16 protein-coding genes and 1 tRNA gene are annotated in these 15,828 nt (G+C 69.5%); 10 read left to right on the top strand and 7 right to left on the bottom strand.

Going from position 1 to position 15,828, the window contains the following annotated elements; all coding sequences use genetic code 11:
• Position 1 precedes the first annotated feature (1 nt).
• The 4 genes from mutL to ABB33_RS11860 all read right to left on the bottom strand — a co-directional run bounded on the left by mutL (position 2) and on the right by ABB33_RS11860 (position 5,654).
• Positions 2-1,855, bottom strand: coding sequence for a DNA mismatch repair endonuclease MutL (gene mutL, locus ABB33_RS11875; RefSeq protein ID WP_056932258.1), 1,854 nt, complete (start codon positions 1,853-1,855; stop codon positions 2-4).
• A gap of 219 nt (positions 1,856-2,074) precedes the next feature.
• Positions 2,075-3,613 (bottom strand): N-acetylmuramoyl-L-alanine amidase, encoded by a 1,539-nt coding sequence (locus tag ABB33_RS11870; RefSeq protein ID WP_056932257.1) that lies wholly within the window; start codon positions 3,611-3,613, stop codon positions 2,075-2,077.
• 80 nt (positions 3,614-3,693) lie between these two features.
• Positions 3,694-4,173 carry a tRNA (adenosine(37)-N6)-threonylcarbamoyltransferase complex ATPase subunit type 1 TsaE gene (gene tsaE, locus ABB33_RS11865; protein WP_054668648.1) on the bottom strand — a complete coding sequence of 160 codons (480 nt, stop codon included), beginning with the start codon at positions 4,171-4,173 and terminating at the stop codon, positions 3,694-3,696.
• An 8-nt stretch (positions 4,174-4,181) separates the two neighbouring features.
• Positions 4,182-5,654 carry an NAD(P)H-hydrate dehydratase gene (locus ABB33_RS11860; RefSeq protein ID WP_056932256.1) on the bottom strand — a complete coding sequence of 491 codons (1,473 nt, stop codon included), beginning with the start codon at positions 5,652-5,654 and terminating at the stop codon, positions 4,182-4,184.
• A 23-nt stretch (positions 5,655-5,677) separates the two neighbouring features.
• Here ABB33_RS11860 and queG point away from each other — a divergent pair, with 23 nt between their 5' ends.
• Both queG and xseA read left to right on the top strand, forming a co-directional pair.
• Positions 5,678-6,760, top strand: coding sequence for a tRNA epoxyqueuosine(34) reductase QueG (gene queG, locus ABB33_RS11855; protein ID WP_056932255.1), 1,083 nt, complete (start codon positions 5,678-5,680; stop codon positions 6,758-6,760).
• Positions 6,761-6,841: 81 nt separating this feature from the next.
• Positions 6,842-8,179, top strand: coding sequence for an exodeoxyribonuclease VII large subunit (xseA, locus tag ABB33_RS11850; protein WP_056932254.1), 1,338 nt, complete (start codon positions 6,842-6,844; stop codon positions 8,177-8,179).
• Positions 8,180-8,291: 112 nt separating this feature from the next.
• Here xseA and ABB33_RS11845 read toward each other — a convergent pair whose 3' ends face one another.
• Both ABB33_RS11845 and ABB33_RS11840 read right to left on the bottom strand, forming a co-directional pair.
• Positions 8,292-9,191: a M48 family metallopeptidase gene (locus ABB33_RS11845; RefSeq protein WP_056932253.1), complete on the bottom strand. Its 900-nt coding sequence runs from the start codon at positions 9,189-9,191 to the stop codon at positions 8,292-8,294.
• A gap of 49 nt (positions 9,192-9,240) precedes the next feature.
• Complete coding sequence (locus tag ABB33_RS11840) at positions 9,241-11,106, bottom strand: formylglycine-generating enzyme family protein (protein WP_225546714.1); 1,866 nt, start codon at positions 11,104-11,106, stop codon at positions 9,241-9,243.
• A 94-nt stretch (positions 11,107-11,200) separates the two neighbouring features.
• Here ABB33_RS11840 and rnd point away from each other — a divergent pair, with 94 nt between their 5' ends.
• The 8 genes from rnd to ABB33_RS11810 all read left to right on the top strand — a co-directional run bounded on the left by rnd (position 11,201) and on the right by ABB33_RS11810 (position 15,717).
• On the top strand, positions 11,201-12,295 hold the full coding sequence (gene rnd, locus ABB33_RS11835; RefSeq protein ID WP_056932251.1) for a ribonuclease D: 1,095 nt from the start codon (positions 11,201-11,203) through the stop codon (positions 12,293-12,295).
• 81 nt (positions 12,296-12,376) lie between these two features.
• A tRNA-Ala gene (locus ABB33_RS11830) sits at positions 12,377-12,452 on the top strand.
• A 141-nt stretch (positions 12,453-12,593) separates the two neighbouring features.
• Positions 12,594-12,986: a hypothetical protein gene (locus tag ABB33_RS11825; protein ID WP_056932250.1), complete on the top strand. Its 393-nt coding sequence runs from the start codon at positions 12,594-12,596 to the stop codon at positions 12,984-12,986.
• A gap of 35 nt (positions 12,987-13,021) precedes the next feature.
• Positions 13,022-13,708 (top strand): hypothetical protein, encoded by a 687-nt coding sequence (locus tag ABB33_RS11820; RefSeq protein WP_056932249.1) that lies wholly within the window; start codon positions 13,022-13,024, stop codon positions 13,706-13,708.
• 55 nt (positions 13,709-13,763) lie between these two features.
• Positions 13,764-14,036, top strand: coding sequence for a hypothetical protein (locus ABB33_RS18610; protein WP_152985063.1), 273 nt, complete (start codon positions 13,764-13,766; stop codon positions 14,034-14,036).
• A complete protein-coding gene (locus ABB33_RS18245) occupies positions 14,033-14,722 on the top strand; it encodes a hypothetical protein (protein WP_082595082.1) in 690 nt (229 codons plus the stop codon). Before ABB33_RS18610 ends, ABB33_RS18245 begins: the two co-directional genes overlap by 4 nt.
• Before the next feature lie 156 nt (positions 14,723-14,878).
• A complete protein-coding gene (locus tag ABB33_RS11815; protein WP_056932248.1) occupies positions 14,879-15,364 on the top strand; it encodes an antirestriction protein in 486 nt (161 codons plus the stop codon).
• Between the two features lie 83 nt (positions 15,365-15,447).
• Entirely contained in the window at positions 15,448-15,717 is a 270-nt protein-coding gene (locus ABB33_RS11810; protein ID WP_056932247.1) for a hypothetical protein, read from the top strand.
• On the opposite strand, the gene ABB33_RS18240 is transcribed toward ABB33_RS11810, so the two are convergent.
• On the bottom strand, positions 15,696-15,828 hold a 133-nt coding region (locus ABB33_RS18240), incomplete at its 5' end, for an IS3 family transposase (protein ID WP_152985062.1). The two genes, ABB33_RS11810 and ABB33_RS18240, sit on opposite strands and share 22 nt — an antisense overlap.

Genomic DNA, 15,828 nt, shown 5'->3' with positions numbered 1-15,828 from the left:
GTCAACGCCCCCGCAGGAACCAGCGGTCGATCTCCGCCAGCGAAAAGCGCGCCCAGGTCGGGCGGCCGTGGTTGCATTGCCCGGAGCGCTCGGTGGCTTCCATGTCGCGCAGCAGGGCATTCATTTCCGGAACCGTCAGCCGCCGGTTGGCGCGCACCGCGCCATGGCAGGCCATGGTCGAAAGCAGTTCATCGCGCGCGCTGGCCACGCGCCGGCTCTGGCCGTGTTCGCGCAGGTCGGTGAGCACGTCGCGCAGCAGCCCCTCCGGTTCGGCATTGGCCAGCAGCGCAGGAATGCTGCGCACGTGCAGCGAACCGGGGCCGGAGCGGGTCACCTCGAAGCCGAGTTCGGCCAGCGTCGCCGCCTCGCGCTCGGCGGTGTCGGCATCGCGTTCGCCCACCGCCAGGGTGATCGGCACCAGCAGCGGCTGCGCATGCAGGCCGATGCCATCGTGCGCGGTCTTGAGGCGCTCGTAGCCGATGCGCTCGTGCGCGGCATGCATGTCCACCACGATCAGGCCTTCGGCATTCTCGGCCAGGATGTAGATGCCGTGCAGCTGCGCGATGGCATAGCCCAGCGGTGGCACTCCGCTGTCGGCGGTCGTCGCCGGCAGGCCCGGGCTGCCGCCAGCAAGCGCGGCCGGTGTCGCGGCGTCGGCCGGCGGCGCATACAGCGCGGCATAGGCCGCCGGCGCCTCGGACACCTGCAGCCCCAGCGGCGACTGCCGCGGTGCCCAGCCACCACCACCGGTGCTGCCCGGCGGCCGCGACAGGTAGGCACCGGCCTGCGCGCCCGCGGACAGGGACAGCGCGGCGGCCGCACCCGGCAGGCCGGCCGCAGGCTCCAGGCCCGCGCGGGTCTCGGCCAGCGCATCCTTGAGCGTGCGATAGACGAAGTCATGGATCAGCCGCGAATCGCGGAAACGCACCTCGTGCTTGGCCGGATGCACGTTGACGTCCACCCGCGCCGGGTCCAGTTCCAGGAACAGCACGTAGGCCGGCTGGCGGCCGTGGTAGAGCACGTCGCCATAGGCCATCTTCACCGCATGCGCCACGCTGCGGTCGCGTACCGAACGGCCATTGACGTACAGGTACTGCTGGTCGGCGCTGGCGCGCGAATACTGCGGCTGCGCGATCCAGCCATGCAGGCGCAGGCCGGCCGCGCTGTGGTCAACGCGCAGCGATTGCCGCGCGAAATCCTCGCCCAGGGTTTCGCCCAGGCGCGCATCCGAGTACAGGTCGCCGGGCTTGTAGCGGCGCGACGGCTTGCCGTTGTGCGATACCCGCAGCTCCACGTCCGGACGCGCCAGCGCCAGCGAGCGCAGCCATTCCTCGATGTGGCCCAGTTCGGTGCGCTCGGCGCGCAGGAACTTGCGCCGCGCCGGCACGTTGTAGAACAGCTCGCGCACTTCCACGGTGGTGCCCGGGGCATGCGCGCGCGGGGTCACCTCGCCGATCTTGCCGCCCTCGATCTGCAGCGCCGCGCCGTGCTCGTCCTGCGGCTGCCGCGAGGCCAGGGTGAAACGGCTGACCGACGCGATCGACGGCAGCGCCTCGCCACGGAAGCCGAGCGTGGCGACCGACTCCAGGTCGTCGAGCGAGGCGATCTTACTGGTCGCATGGCGCGACACCGCCAGCGGCAACTGCGCGGCGGCGATGCCACCGCCATTGTCGCGGATGCGTATCAGGCGCACGCCGCCCTCTTCGAGGTCGATGTCGACACGGGTGGCACCGGCATCGAGCGCGTTCTCGACCAGTTCCTTGACCACCGACGCAGGGCGTTCGACCACCTCGCCGGCGGCAATCTGGTTGATCAGGATCTCGGGCAACGGACGGATGGTGCTCATGCCGCGCATTCCAGCAGACCGGCGGGGAGCAGCAGGGGGATGAAGTCGCTATCACGCATTGGCAGATGATAGCCGCCTGCCGCCGGGCGTAGCAGCCAACCGTCCCTCACGCCGCCAACGACAGGCTGCACCGCGGGCAACGCGCGGATGCCGACAGATGACGGGCGTGATCCAGATGCTTGCCGCCGCGCGCCTGGACAGGGCACACGGCACTGGCGCGCGGCGCGCTTACTTGCTGCCGCCGGCCACGGTACCGGCGGCGGCTTCCATCTCGGCCTGCGCGCGCGCGGCGAACAGCGTGCCCGGCGGCGGCTGCCTGCTGAAATAGGTGTGCACGCCATCGAGCACGGCACCGGCGACGCGGCGCTGGTAGGCCGGATCGGTGAGGCGGCGTTCCTCGTCCGGGTTGGAGATGAAGGCGGTTTCCACCAGCATTGCCGGCATGTCCGAGGTGCGCAGCACCGCGAAGTTCGCCCGCTCCAGGTTCGGCTTGTGGTTGTTGCCGATCCGCTTCAGCCCACCCAGCACGTGGCTGGCGGCGTCTTCGGAAGCCTTCATGTTGCCGCTCTGGGCCAGGTCCAGCAGCACGTTGGCCAGGGTGCCCTCGGTCCGCTGCAGGCTGACGCCACCGATCAGGTCGGCCGCGTTCTCCTTGTCCGCCAGCCAGCGCGCACGCTGCGAGGACGCGCCCTTGGTGGAGAGCACGTACACCGACGAGCCGGTCGCGGCGCGGTTCTCGGCGGCATCGGCATGGATCGAGATGAAAATATCGGCCTTGGCCGCACGCGCACGCTGGGCGCGCTGCGGCAGCGGGATGAACACGTCGGTGTCGCGGGTCAGGTAGGCGCGCAGGCCGGGGGTGGCGTTGACCTGCCGCGCCAGTTCGCGCGCCACCGCCAGGGTGACGTCCTTCTCGCGCTTGCCGGTCGGGCCGATCGCACCCGGGTCCTGGCCGCCGTGGCCGGGATCGATCGCCACCACCAGGGTGCGCATCCCGGCCTGCATGCGGATGCGCGAGGCATCGCTGGGCATGACCGGACGCGGCGCCGGCTGTTCATCGGCCGGTGCAGGTGCGGGTGCCGGGGTCGGCGCGGGCGCGGAAGCGACCACGACCGGCACGGTCGCCTGTCCGTTGAGGATGGCGGCCGGCGAAGGCGTGTTCGTCGCGGCCACCGCCGTCGTGGTGGGGGCAGGCGTACTGGTGACGGGAGCCGGGGTAGGCGCGGCGGACGCCTGCTGGACCACCGCCGCGGTCAGTGCCGCCGTGGCACGGGCCGCCTCGCGACGCGCCTCGGCACCGCCGGGCTGTGCCGTCGGGCCGGCCGCCACGGGCACGGCAGCCGGCGTCGGTTGCACGCTGGCGACTTTGGCTTCGCCGGGCCACTCGATCAGCAGCCGCGATTCGGCGCCCTGCCCCTGCAGTTGCGGCTTGAACGCCGCCACCGACTCGGCCAGGTCGAACACCACCCGGAACGTGCCGGGCGCCGGCGTGCCGGTGCGCACCGCGGTGACCACCCCCGCGGCGGCAGGCAGCTTGAGCCCGCGCACGGCAGTGGAATCCGGAAAATCCACGACCAGCCGGTTGGGCCCGGCCAGCGACAGGGTCTTGTAACTGCCACCGCCAGCCAGCTGGATCTCGGCACGGGTGCCGGTGCTACCGGCCTGCACGGCGACGCTGCGGATCTCTCCCGCCCACGCTGAAGCGCCGGCCAGACAGAGTCCGGCGACACAGGCAGACAGGGCGATCAGGCGGCTTCCCTTGAGCATGGGCGGATTCAATCACCGGAATTGCGTAATTGCAACACCTTTTCCCTTAATAATCCGTAACCTGCCACACCTTCCTTCCATCAGGCAGCAGGAAACCCCTGCAAGTGGCCCGATTGCTCCAGCCGCGACAGCCATGCCTGCCCGGCCGCCGAGCTGGCCTGCAGCCGCGCCCGGCGGCCCTGGCCCTGCATGTCCAGCGCCACCCGCAGGTCCAGCGGCGGCAGGGCGTTGCCTCCCCGCTCCGGCCACTCGACCAGCCACAGGTCGGCCTCAGCCTCGTCCAGGCCCAGGAAATCCAGTTCGCCGGCATCGCCGATCCGGTACAGGTCCAGATGCCACGCCTCGCCGCCCGGCAACGGGTAGCGTTCGACCAGGGTGTAGGTGGGGCTGCGGATCGCCCCCTGCACGCCCAGCGCCCGCAACAGGGCGCGCGCCAGGGTCGATTTGCCGGCACCCAGGTCGCCGTGCAGGTGGACCACCGCGCGCCCCGGCCGGGTCGCGGCCAGGGCCGCTCCCAACTGGTCGGTAGCCGCGGCATCGGGAAGGAACAGTTCGATCATGGCCGTCATTATGGATTGGCGCGTGCGCGCAGATGCGGCAGCAGGTCGCGCGGCAGCATTCCGCGCTGTCCGTCCGCGGCCGCCGCATCGCCCGCCAGGCCATGCAGCAGCGCACCGGTACTGGCCGCATCGAAGGGCGACAGTCCCTGTGCCAGCAACGCGGCGATCACCCCGGTCAGCAGGTCGCCCATGCCACCCACCGCCATGCCCGGATTGCCCGCCGCGATCACCCGCGGCCGCTGCCCCGGCGCGGCGACCACGGTGCCGGCGCCCTTGAGCACGACCACCGCCGTAAAACGCTCCACCAGTGCCTGGGCGGCGGCGAAACGGTCGCGCTGGATGGCCGCGATATCGACGCCGAGCAGGCGTGCCGCTTCGCCCGGATGCGGCGTCAGCACCGCGGTGGCAAGCGGCTGCGGCTGCTGCGCCAGGAGGTTCAGCGCGTCGGCATCCACCACCAGCGGCCTGCCGCCATCCAGCGCTGCCGCCCACAGCCGTCGCGCCCAGTCGTCCTGGCCGAGCCCGGGTCCCAGTGCGACGACGCCGGCGCGCGCCAGCAGCGGTGCCAGGCCGAAGGCATCCTCCACCGCATGCGCCATCGCCTCGGGGCAGCGCGCCAGCAGTGGCGCCACGTGCGCCGGGCGAGTGGCCGCGCTGGCCAGGCCCGCACCGCTGCGCAGCGCGGCCTCCGCGCACAGCATCAGCGCACCGCCACTGCCATGGTTGCCGCCCAGGCACAGGACGTGGCCGGACTCGCCCTTGTGGGTATTGATGCGCCGCGGCGGCAACTGCGCCGGCAGCAGCGCCTCGCTCCAGCGCGATGCAGCCGGCGCGATGCCGTCGAATGCCTGCGCGGGAACATCCAGCGTAGCCAGCAGCCGCTGCCCGGCGTGCTCCAGCGCGGCACCGGTGTGCAGGCCGCGGTGCGGCACGATGAACTGCAGCACGCGCGCGGCATGGATCGCCGCACCCGGCACCGCGCCGCTGTCGGCGTCGACGCCGCTGGGCACGTCCAGCGCCAGCACCGGCGCGGCCGCGGCGTTGACCGCGTCGATCAACTGCGCCGCCTCCGCATCGGGCGCGCGGTCCAGGCCGATCCCAAACAGCGCATCGACGACCAGGTCGGCCTCGCGCAGGCAATCGGGAGCAAGCTCGACCTGGCCGCCGATGGCCAGGTAGTCGGTACAGGCACGCTGCGCCAGCGGCGTGCGCGGCGCATGCCCGGGCAGGTGCAGCACGCACACCGCACGCCCGGACTGGCGCGCCAGCCGCGCCAGCACATAGCCGTCGCCGCCGTTGTTGCCCGGGCCGCAGACCACGACGACGCGCCGCGCCTGCGGCCAGTACTGCAGCGCGCACTGCCAGGCGGCCTGCCCGGCGCGCTGCATCAGCAGGTAGCCGTCACCGCCCAGCGCGGCGGTGGCCTGCGCGTCGATGCGGCGCGCGGCAGCGGTATCGAACAATCCGTCGGGCTGGCTCATGCCCACGATTCTATACTTGCACCATGCCAGGAGCCGTTGCCACCGCCGACATGGCGCAGCTGTCGCTGCGCATCCGCCAGCTCGCGCGCGAGTCCGGCTTCCAGCGCTGCGGCATCAGCGGCATCGAACTGCGCGAGGACGAGGCGCACCTGGCCGACTGGCTGGGCAAGGGCCTGTACGGGACCATGGAATGGATGGCCCGGCATGGCGCGATGCGCGCGCGGCCGCAGGAACTGCTGCCGGGCACGGTGCGGGTGATCTCGGTGGGGCTGGACTACGGCCACAAGGACGATGCCGGGGCCTGGGCCACGCTGGACGACGCCGAACGCGCCTACGTCGCGCGTTATGCGCTGGGCCGCGATTACCACAAGCTCATGCGCAACCGCCTGCAGAAACTGGCAGAGCGCGTCGCCGCCGAGATCGGGCCGTTCGGGCACCGCGTGTTCGTCGATTCGGCGCCGGTGCTGGAACGCGCGCTGGCGCGCAACGCCGGCCTGGGCTGGATCGGCAAGCACACCTGCCTGATCGACAAGGACGGCGGCTCGTGGTTCTTCCTCGGCGAGATCTACGTCGACCTGCCGCTGCCGGTGGATGCGCCGGCCAGCGCGCACTGCGGCAGCTGCACGCGCTGCATCGACATCTGCCCGACCGCGGCGATCATCGCCCCGCACCGGCTCGATGCGCGCCGCTGCATTTCCTACCTGACCATCGAGCACGACGGCGCCATCCCGCTGGAAATGCGCCCGCTGATGGGCAACCGCATCTACGGCTGCGACGACTGCCAGCTGGTGTGCCCCTGGAACAAGTTCGCGCGGCGCACCGACGAGCCGGATTTCCGCGCCCGCAACGACCTGGACACCGCCACCCTGCCGGAGCTGTTCGCATGGGACGAGGACGAGTTCCTGCGCCGTACCGAAGGCAGCCCGATCCGCCGCAGCGGCCACGAACGCTGGCTGCGCAACATCGCCGTGGCGCTGGGCAACGCGGCCCCCTCGGCTGCGGCGCGGCAGGCGCTGCTCAGCCGCCTCGACCATCCATCCGGGCTGGTGCGCGAGCACGTGGTCTGGGCGCTGCAACGCCACGACCCGACGCACGATTCCCGATAGCGGCGGCGTGAGCGGCAGCCCAGGCATTGGCTTTGGCGCCCGCGCGCGGGAACAATAGCGTCCCGTTCCCCCGCGCCGACCATGGACAACGTCCTCAGCCCCAGCCAGCTCAACACCCTCGCCCGCGACCTGCTCGAGGGCGCGTTCCCGCTGGTGTGGGTGGAAGGCGAACTCGGCAATGTCAGCCGCCCTGCGTCGGGGCACCTGTACTTCACCCTGAAGGACGCACGCGCGCAGGTGCGCGCGGCGATGTTCAGGCCCAAGAGCCAGTGGCTGAAGTTCGTCCCGCGCGAGGGCGTGCGCGTGCTGGCGCGCGGCCGCCTGACCCTGTACGAGGCGCGCGGCGAATACCAATTGGTGCTGGACCACATGGAAGAAGCCGGCGAAGGCGCGCTGCGCCGCGCCTTCGAGGCGCTCAGGGCGCAGCTGCAGGCCGAAGGCCTGTTCGACCCGGCGCGCAAACGACCGCTGCCGGCCCATGTACGCCGGCTGGCGGTGATCACCTCGCCCAGCGGCGCGGCGGTGCGCGACGTGCTCAGCGTGCTGGCGCGGCGCTTCCCGCTGCTCGAGGTGGAACTGCTGCCGACCCTGGTGCAGGGCGACGCCGCGGCCGCGCAGATCACCGCACTGCTGCGCCGCGCCGATGCCAGCGGCCGCTACGACGCGATCCTGCTGACCCGCGGTGGTGGCTCGCTGGAAGACCTGTGGGCGTTCAACGACGAACAACTGGCGCGGGCCATCGCCGCAAGCGCCACGCCGGTCGTCTCCGCGGTCGGCCACGAGACCGATTTCAGCCTGTCCGATTTCGCCGCCGACCTGCGTGCACCCACGCCGTCGGTGGCCGCCGAGCTGCTGGTGCCGGACCGGCGCGATCTCGACGCGCGCCTGCACGGCCTGCAGCGGCGGCTGGCGCAGTTGCAGGCGCACGCACTGGGCCAGGCGATGCAGCGCGCCGACCGTGCCGCGCTGCGGCTGCAGGCGCAGGGCCCACAGGCGCGGCTGGCGCTGTTGCGGCAACGCCAGGAGGCGGCATATGCGCGCCTGCACGGCGCGTGGCAGCGGCAACTGGAACAGCGCCGCGCGCGCCTGGTGCATGGCCATTCGGTACTGCGCGCGGTGCAGCCCGCGCAGCGGATGGCACTGCTGCGCCGGCGCCTGGACGCACTAGCGCCACGCGCCCAGGCGGCCATGGCACGCCAGTTGCAGCGCGACGCCATGCACCTGCGCGGCATCGCCCGTTCGCTGGAAGCGGTGAGCCCGCTGGCCACGGTCGCGCGCGGCTATGCGATCGTCACCCGCAGCACCGATGGTGCGCTGGTGCGTTCGACCACCCAGGTCCGGCCCGGCGACGCGCTGCAGGCGCGGGTGGGCGATGGCGTGCTGGACGTGCAGGTCATCGCGACCGGCGGCGCCTCCTAGCAACGCCCCCCCTCGCCCTGCTGCCAGGCACGCCGAGGGCGGGCCTGCTTCGCCATGAGGCCACGCAACGCGCCCGGCCTCGCCGGCCGGGAACAGCGGCCGGTACCGCCGCTCAGCGTGCCTGCGCGGTCTCACAGAACCGCTGCCGGTACTCCATCGCCTTGGGCATCAATGCCTGCAGGTTCTGGATACGGGTGCCGGGATTGGGATGGGTCGAAGCGAACTCCGGCGGCGCCTGGCCGCCGCTGGCCGCCCCCATGCGCTCCCACAGCGGCACCGCTTCCTCGGGGTTGAAGCAGGCCGCGGCGGCCAGCATCAATCCGACTTCGTCGGCCTGGGTTTCGTGGCTGCGCGCATACGGCAGCAGGTAGCCGTAGCCGAAGGCCGACATCAGCATCTGTTGCTGCTGCGCGTCCATGCCACCGGCGGCACCGGCCATCTGCCCGATCTCGGTCAGCTTCTGCTGGGCCATGCGCTGCGCGCCATGGCGCAGCAGCGCGTGGGCGATCTCATGCCCCATCACCACCGCCATCGCGTCGGCATTGCGCGCCACCGGCACCAGCCCGGTGTAGACGGCCATCTTTCCGCCCGGCAGGCAGAACGCGTTGGCCTGGTCGGACTGCAGCACGTTCACCTCCCAGTCGAAGGTGCGCGAGAAATGGTTGGGCGGCTGGCCGTGCTCGGTGGCCAGGGCGGTCTCCACCACGTCGACCTTGGCGATCAGGCGCTGGGCGATCGCGCGGATCTGCCGCGCCACCTGGGCATCGGGATCGACCGGCCGCTCCTGCGCCATGATCTGCTGGTAGGCCTGCAGCCCCAGCGCCTTCTCGCCTTCGGCATCGAGCGTCTTGTCGATCAGCACCTTCTCGCCGGTATACGGGTCCACGGCGCGGTTGCCGAAGTAATAGCAGCCACCGTAGACCGCGAAGCCGATCAGGATCAGCCAGCGCAGGCCGCCGCCGAGACCGCGGCGCCGGTTGCCAGGCGGGTTGCCGAGAGGATCTTGTCGCATGGTGGACTCCGCCGGGAACGGTTGGACGGGACGATGGTAGCGCGCCGCCTCAGATGCCGCGCACCAGCCGGAAGCCGATGCGCGCGCTGGTCACGTCCGAGTCCTGCGACAGCCGCCAGGCGGCACGGGTCTGCTCCGGCGCGTTGGCCCAGTTGCCTCCGCGGACCACGCGCTGCCGGCACCCCGGGTTGTACCAGGCCGCGCCATCGGGCGGCGCGCGCCGGTAGCTGGCATGCCAGCAGTCGGCCACCCACTCGCTGAGGTTGCCGGCCATGTCGTGCAGGCCCCAGGCGTTGGCACGGAAGCTGGCCGCCGGTGCCGCGCCCCAGTAGCCGTCGCCGTAGCCGAGGAACGCATTCTTCCAGTGGCGGCCGCTGGGCGAGACATCGAGGCTGCCGGTGAAATTGCCGCTGCCTTCCGGCGGCACCCCGGCGTCGCCCCAGGGATAGCGGCCGGTGGTGCCGGCGCGCAGCGCATACTCGAACTCCGCCTCGCTCGGCAGCCGGTAATGGCGGCCGGTCTGCGCCGACAGCCAGGCCGCATAGGCTTCGGCGTCGCGCACGCTGACATGCATGACCGGGTTGTCCGGCGGCGCCTTGGCGCCGTTGTAGCCGGCCTGCCAGTCGGCGCCGTTGCGGCGCACGAAATTGCCGCTGCGCTCGTCATAGACGATCGAATGCCCGCGCCGGGTCGCGCGCGGCCGCGCATTGGTCGCCGCCACGAAGCGGCCGAACTCGGCCACCGTCACTTCGGTGATGGAGATCGCGAAGCCGCGGTCGAAGCGCACGTAGTGCTGCGGGCGCTCGGCGTCGCTGGCGCCCGGCTCCCCGTAGCCGGCGCCCATCTGGAAGCCGCCATGCGGCACCACGATCATCTGCGGGCCGCGTCCACCGTCCTGCAGCGCGTCGCTGAACACCTGGCCGGGACGGAAGCTGCCGTAATGGGCGACCAGGTCGATGCGCTGCCGCAGCACCGCCACCGCCGCGTTGCCGGGCGCGGCGATGCGCAGCGCCTGCTCCAGCTTCTCGCGCGCCGCCTTGAGCCCCTTGGGCGAGGTGAGATCGCGCAGGCCGCCGTCGCGCAGGGCGGCGAGTTGGGCCATGCGCATCGCCTCGATCCGCACCCGCGCATCGGCTACCGTCGGCGCGTCCTCGCGGATGCGCGAGGCGCGCTGCAGCCACTCCAGCGCCGCGTTGAAATCGGCATGCGCCGCGGCGTCCTCCGCCTGCCGGATCAGGTCGCTCTCGACCGCGGCCAGGCCCTGCCGGGCGCGGCTGTTGCCCGGTTCCAGCTCCAGCACCTGGGCGAATGCGCCGGCGGCCAGGGCCGGGCTGCCGCCGCGCAGCGCCTCCTCGCCCGAGCGGTTCAGCGCCAGCAGGCGCCGCGCCGCCTGTACGCGCTGCTGCAGCTCCAGCTCAGCCCTGCCCTCCGGCGCCAGGTACACGAGTACCGCGGCCTGGGTGGCCGCTTCGGCCAGCGCCTTGCGCTGTTCTTCCGGTTGTTGCAGCAGCACGCGCACCGAAGCGAGCAGGCGCGCGCGGGCCTTCTCCAGCCCGCGCCTGGCCTCGCGCTGCTGCGGCTGCTGCGGCTGCAGCGCCAGCACCGCCAGGTACAGCGGGATCGCATCGTCCGCCGTCTGGTACAGGCGGTCTTCGGCCAGCGCCACACCCGCCCGCTTCAACGCGTCGCGTACCTGCTCAGGCTGCAGTTCGACCGGCGGCGGCGACCACGCCGGCAGCGGCACCGCGGCCGGGTCCGGTGCGGCGACCACCTGCAACTCCTGCGCCGCGACCGGCGCCACCGGCTCGGCCACGACCGGCTGCGGCGCGCTGGCCGCAGGCGGCTCCTGCCTGCAGGCGGCGCTCGCCAGCGCGACGGACAGGGCCAGGCAGGCCAACGGGCCGGTTGTACGCAAACTTCCTCCCATACAGGCTCTGCGCGCTCGGGTGCGCTGCGACGTTAGGCTATTCTCGCCTGCCTGGGCAAACCCTGCAGTTGATGGAATAGACGTGGCTCACTGGATCAAACACCCGGCGGAACTGGAAGAACGCTACCGCCAGCCTCCCGACCGCATCGGCCTGGATACCGAATTCATCCGCGAACGCACCTACTGGCCGCAACTGGCGCTGGTGCAGATGGCGGTGGGCGACGAGATCCTGCTGATCGACCCGCTGGTACCGGGCATGGCCGATGCCCTGCGCCCATGGCTGGAGGATGCCTCGATCCTCAAGATCATGCACAGCGCCAGCGAGGATCTGGTCGCGTTCAAGTGCGCCTGCGGCGTCCTGCCACGGCCGCTGTTCGACACCCAGATCGGCGCCGCACTGGCCGGCATCGGCGGCGGCATGGGCTACCAGAAGCTGGTCGCGCAGGTCACCGGCGTGGTCCTGCCCAAGGGCGAGACCCGTTCGGACTGGATGCGCCGGCCGCTGTCCGACGCGCAGCTCGAGTATGCCGCCGACGACGTGGAGTACCTGTTCGCGCTGCACGACGCGATCGACGCGCGCCTGCGCGAACTCGGCCGCCGCGACTGGCTGCAGGACGACGCGCAGCGGCTGCTGGCGTCGGTCGAGAACGATGAGGGCGAGCGCTGGCCGCACCTGTCGATGCGCGCGGCGCAGTTCCTCGAACCGGACGCGCAGCGCCGCCTGCTGCGCCTGTTGCGCTGGCGCGACCAGCAGGCCCGGCACAGCGACCGGCCGCGCAGCTGGATCCTGGACAACGAACTGGCCACGCTGCTGGCACGCACGCCGCCGGCCGACTACGAGGCGCTGCTGCGGCTGTTCGAACGTTTCCCGAAGGCGCCGCGCAAGCTGGCCCAGGCCGTATGGCAGGCGCTGCAGACGCCGCTGGCCGACGAGGACCAGGCACCGCAGGCGCTGGCCGCCACCGATGGCAACAAGGCCGCGCTCAAGCGCCTGCAGGACGCGGTGGCCCGGCGTAGCGCCGACCTCGGCCTGCCCGACGGCCTGCTGGCCTCGCGCCGGCACCTGGAAGCGCTGCTGGAGGGCGGCGACTGGCCGGCCGCGCTCGGCGGCTGGCGCCGCGAGCAGTTGCAGACGCTGCTGCAGCCCCTCTTGGCGACGGCGCCGGCATCGCGTTAGAATTCGCTGGCGATGTGATGCAGTCACACGGCCGACGGGGTCCCGCCCCCACCCAGCGCACTGCATTCACCAGAGAAGTACGGGGCCATAGCTCAGCTGGGAGAGCGCGTCGTTCGCAATGACGAGGTCGGGAGTTCGATCCTCCCTGGCTCCACCACTACAAAGGCCGCAAGTTCAATGACTTGCGGCCTTTTCCTTTTCCAGAGGTTGGTTTCGCAAGCCGAGTTTTCGGTCGTTTTAGGCCTTCCTCTGTCCCAGATTTGTCCCAGACGTTTTTGGCCAGTGGCACACTTTGCGCATGGCCGCCCTGCGCTACACCCCTGACGATGTCGCCACCTGGATTGCGGGTTCGCCCCGTTTCCAAGCGGCCTTGCGCGCGGACCTAGCCGCACCTGCCGACTTCGAGTCGCCGCCGGCCATCATCCGGATGGCCGTGCGCAAGCAAGCCGACGGCAAGCTCTCTGCCACCCTGGCCGAGATCGCGGCCGGGCTGGAGGCGCTGGGGCCACTGGAAGACATCCCACTCCTGCCCCGACGGGTGATCCGCAAGAAGCCCGCTCCGCCCAGCGAGCGCAAGCGTCGCGGCCGGGCGCGACCGCTCCCAGGGGTGATCATCCTGCGCCGCTACGCACGTGCCTTCGACTTCTGGCGCCAGGTACTAGAGGCCGTCGACCGGCGGCCCACAGGCTAGTCCGGCCCGGTTGGGGGCGGCTAAGCTTCGCGTCGATGACTACGCACCCGACCAAAGAGGCGTACTACGAGGCCGAGGGCGTTCCCCAAGCCATCGCCCTATTCGACGAGCTGCACTCGCGCGTCAACCATGGCGTGAACATGGCCATCTCCCTGGACCAGCTGCGCAAGCGCCTGGACAAACTCCCTGACGACACGCTCATCCCGTCGGCATTGGCGGCCCTGTGGCTCCGTCTGAGCCAGAGGGAAGAGCGCGCTCGACGGAAAATAGAGCCTCCGCCCAACCCCTTCACCCAGGTCGGGGCCGCTAAGAAAGCGCGCAAAAAGGACATCCTGGAATGGGATGCCGCTTGGCGATTGAAGAAGATGGTGGCCACCGGTGTCCAGGACATGCAGCTGTCGGGAGCTGAGACCACCAACAAGGCGGCGGCCACCCTACTTCGCAAGCTCCAATGGGTCATCGCCAGGGGTGAGGTACTGGGCTGGATCGAGCAGCTGCCCGAGGAGGTGGTCACGGACATCCCGGTCAGCCAGTGGGAGATCAAGCCGATGCCGCTCCGCGACGCGCTTCTACGCAAGTGGCGTGATCCGCAGGAGCAATCGCTCTGGGTGAAGCGCTACAAGGCAGCCAATCGCCTGCTGGAAGCGGAAGTCGAACGCAGTGCCCTGGCCGCCGTGGCCAAGCCCAAGAAGGACAAGCCCACCCCGCCCCGCCCGATTTAGGATCGATGAAGGGGGGCCGCTGGCACGAAAACGGGAGCTGTGTAAGGATGGTTGTATGAGCGCCAAGCTAGCTGCCCCCGGAAAAAGCAAGAAAGTCGCCTCTCGCAAGGTATCGGGATCAGTGCTGCCTGCTCACTCTGGTGAATCGATGACCATTCAGCTTTACAACACCGTCATCAAGAAGGCCAGCTCGAAAGGCGTCAAACTTGCCAAGCCCGTGCGTAAGGAGGCTAATCCTTACCTACTTCCGCCTAAGGACGCAGTCGAGGCGGCCAAGAAGGCAGGCATCATCACCCGTGCGGGAAATCTTTCGCCCAAGTTCAAATGAAGTCGGCACATTGCTTGGTGGCCTACCACGGCTGTGATGCTGTCGTCCGCGACGACCTCGTGACCCAACGCTTAAAAAAGCTAGACCACAGCCAGAACCAATATGACTGGTTAGGCCCAGGCGCTTACTTTTTCGAGGGCGACCTAAAGCGCGCACTTCTCTTCGCGGAAGCCTCTGCAGCTCATCCAGAAAAGATGTTCACGCAGCGTCCTATCGCAACTCCGGCAGCAGTAGGCGCAGTGCTTTGCGTTTCCTCTTGGTTGGACATGACAACGCAAGAGGGGCTCGGCGAATTCTCCCTTGCCCTAGAGGGCATGAACGTAGCTTTTCAAAGTGAAGGCAAAGATTTGCCCGTGAATAGGCCTGCTGCAGATGATGACGTCGACATCATCTATCGCGCCTTGGATAGCGCAGTTTTTAGCTTCATGCACGAAATCCGTGAGCAACGACAACTAGCGCCGTTCGACGCGGTTCGTGGCGCGTTCCCTCAGGGTTCGCCTATCGCGGAAAATTCTGGCTTCCGACAACACACCCACGTTCAAATCGCCGTGAGGAACGATGACTGCATCGTCGGCTGGTTCCTTCCAGAAGGCGCCGAACTGTTAACCGCCGAACAATACAACGAAGCCCAAGGACGGCTGGCCGCTATCGTCGGCGCAGGCCGCAAGCGTCGAATTCGAGCGTAAAAAACAGACAAGGGCTCCCTCGTTGAGGCATCCCTGGACACGAACAAAAAATGGCAACACGTAGCTGTTCCAGTTAGCTTTAGGTGTACTGGCGCCCACCCATATCCAGGGTGGCGGCGTAATTGAATACAGGCTCCCTCAACAGCGGAGCCTGACATGGCCAAGCGCAAGGGTGGCGTCCTCAACCGCCGCAAGTCGCTCATCAAGAGCCCCATCCTCAATCCCATCACCAGCCGGCTGATGTCGGACGCTGAAGCCTTGCGGCTTCATACGCCCTACTACCCCTACATCGCGACCGGGCTTCCCTTCGAGAACGTGTTGTTCGGCAAGATGTCCGAGATCTGTCCGGAATACACGGGTGGGTTGTGGTCGTACCACGAGCTCTCGAACGGCGGCTGGTACATGGCGCCAGATGACCATGCTACCTACGAGCTGACTGACTATTCGGGTAAGCGCCACCGCATGAGCAAGGACGGGGCGGGCCTGACCATCACGCAGTTCCTGGTCAATCATCTGAGCTGGTACTACCACCAGAAGGGCGACGACGAAGCGCGTCGTGCGGCGATCGCCAACTTCGAGGCGCTGCGGGAGTACGGCCGTCAGCATCCGGACGCGGAAGCGATCTACTGGGTGCTCGATTAACGAGCTATAGGTGCGTTCCCTCCCACCCAACGGACCGAGGTGGGAGGAGGACCATGGCCAGCACACCAACACGGAGAACTGCCATGACGAACTTCTTGAAAGCCTACTGTTTGATGACGTACCTCGAGCGCCACCCCACGGCTGAGGCCAGCATGAGTGCACGCATCAGGGTTGCCGATCTCGTCTTCTCGAAGACCGACGAGGCCATCGAGAGGCATGGGGTGGACGATTGGGAGAAGATCTTGCGGGTTGTTCACAAGGCGGTTCTGCCCCTTGCCCGCTACGACCTTGAAACCGATCGCCTGTGGACCGGCCAGAGTTCCGTAGACACTCAGTCGCCGCTCTGCGCGTAGCGCCTCTCAAACTCTACCGGTGACAGTCCGCCAGCGGAACCATGTCGGCGGATGGGGTTGTAGAACATCTCGATGTAGTCGAACACGTCCGATGCAGCAGTGGCCCGTGTG

The sequence above is a fragment of the Stenotrophomonas acidaminiphila genome, from assembly GCF_001431595.1.
In the GTDB taxonomy this organism is placed as follows: Bacteria; Pseudomonadota; Gammaproteobacteria; order Xanthomonadales; family Xanthomonadaceae; genus Stenotrophomonas; species Stenotrophomonas acidaminiphila.
This window is presented reverse-complemented; position numbering and strand designations above follow the sequence as displayed.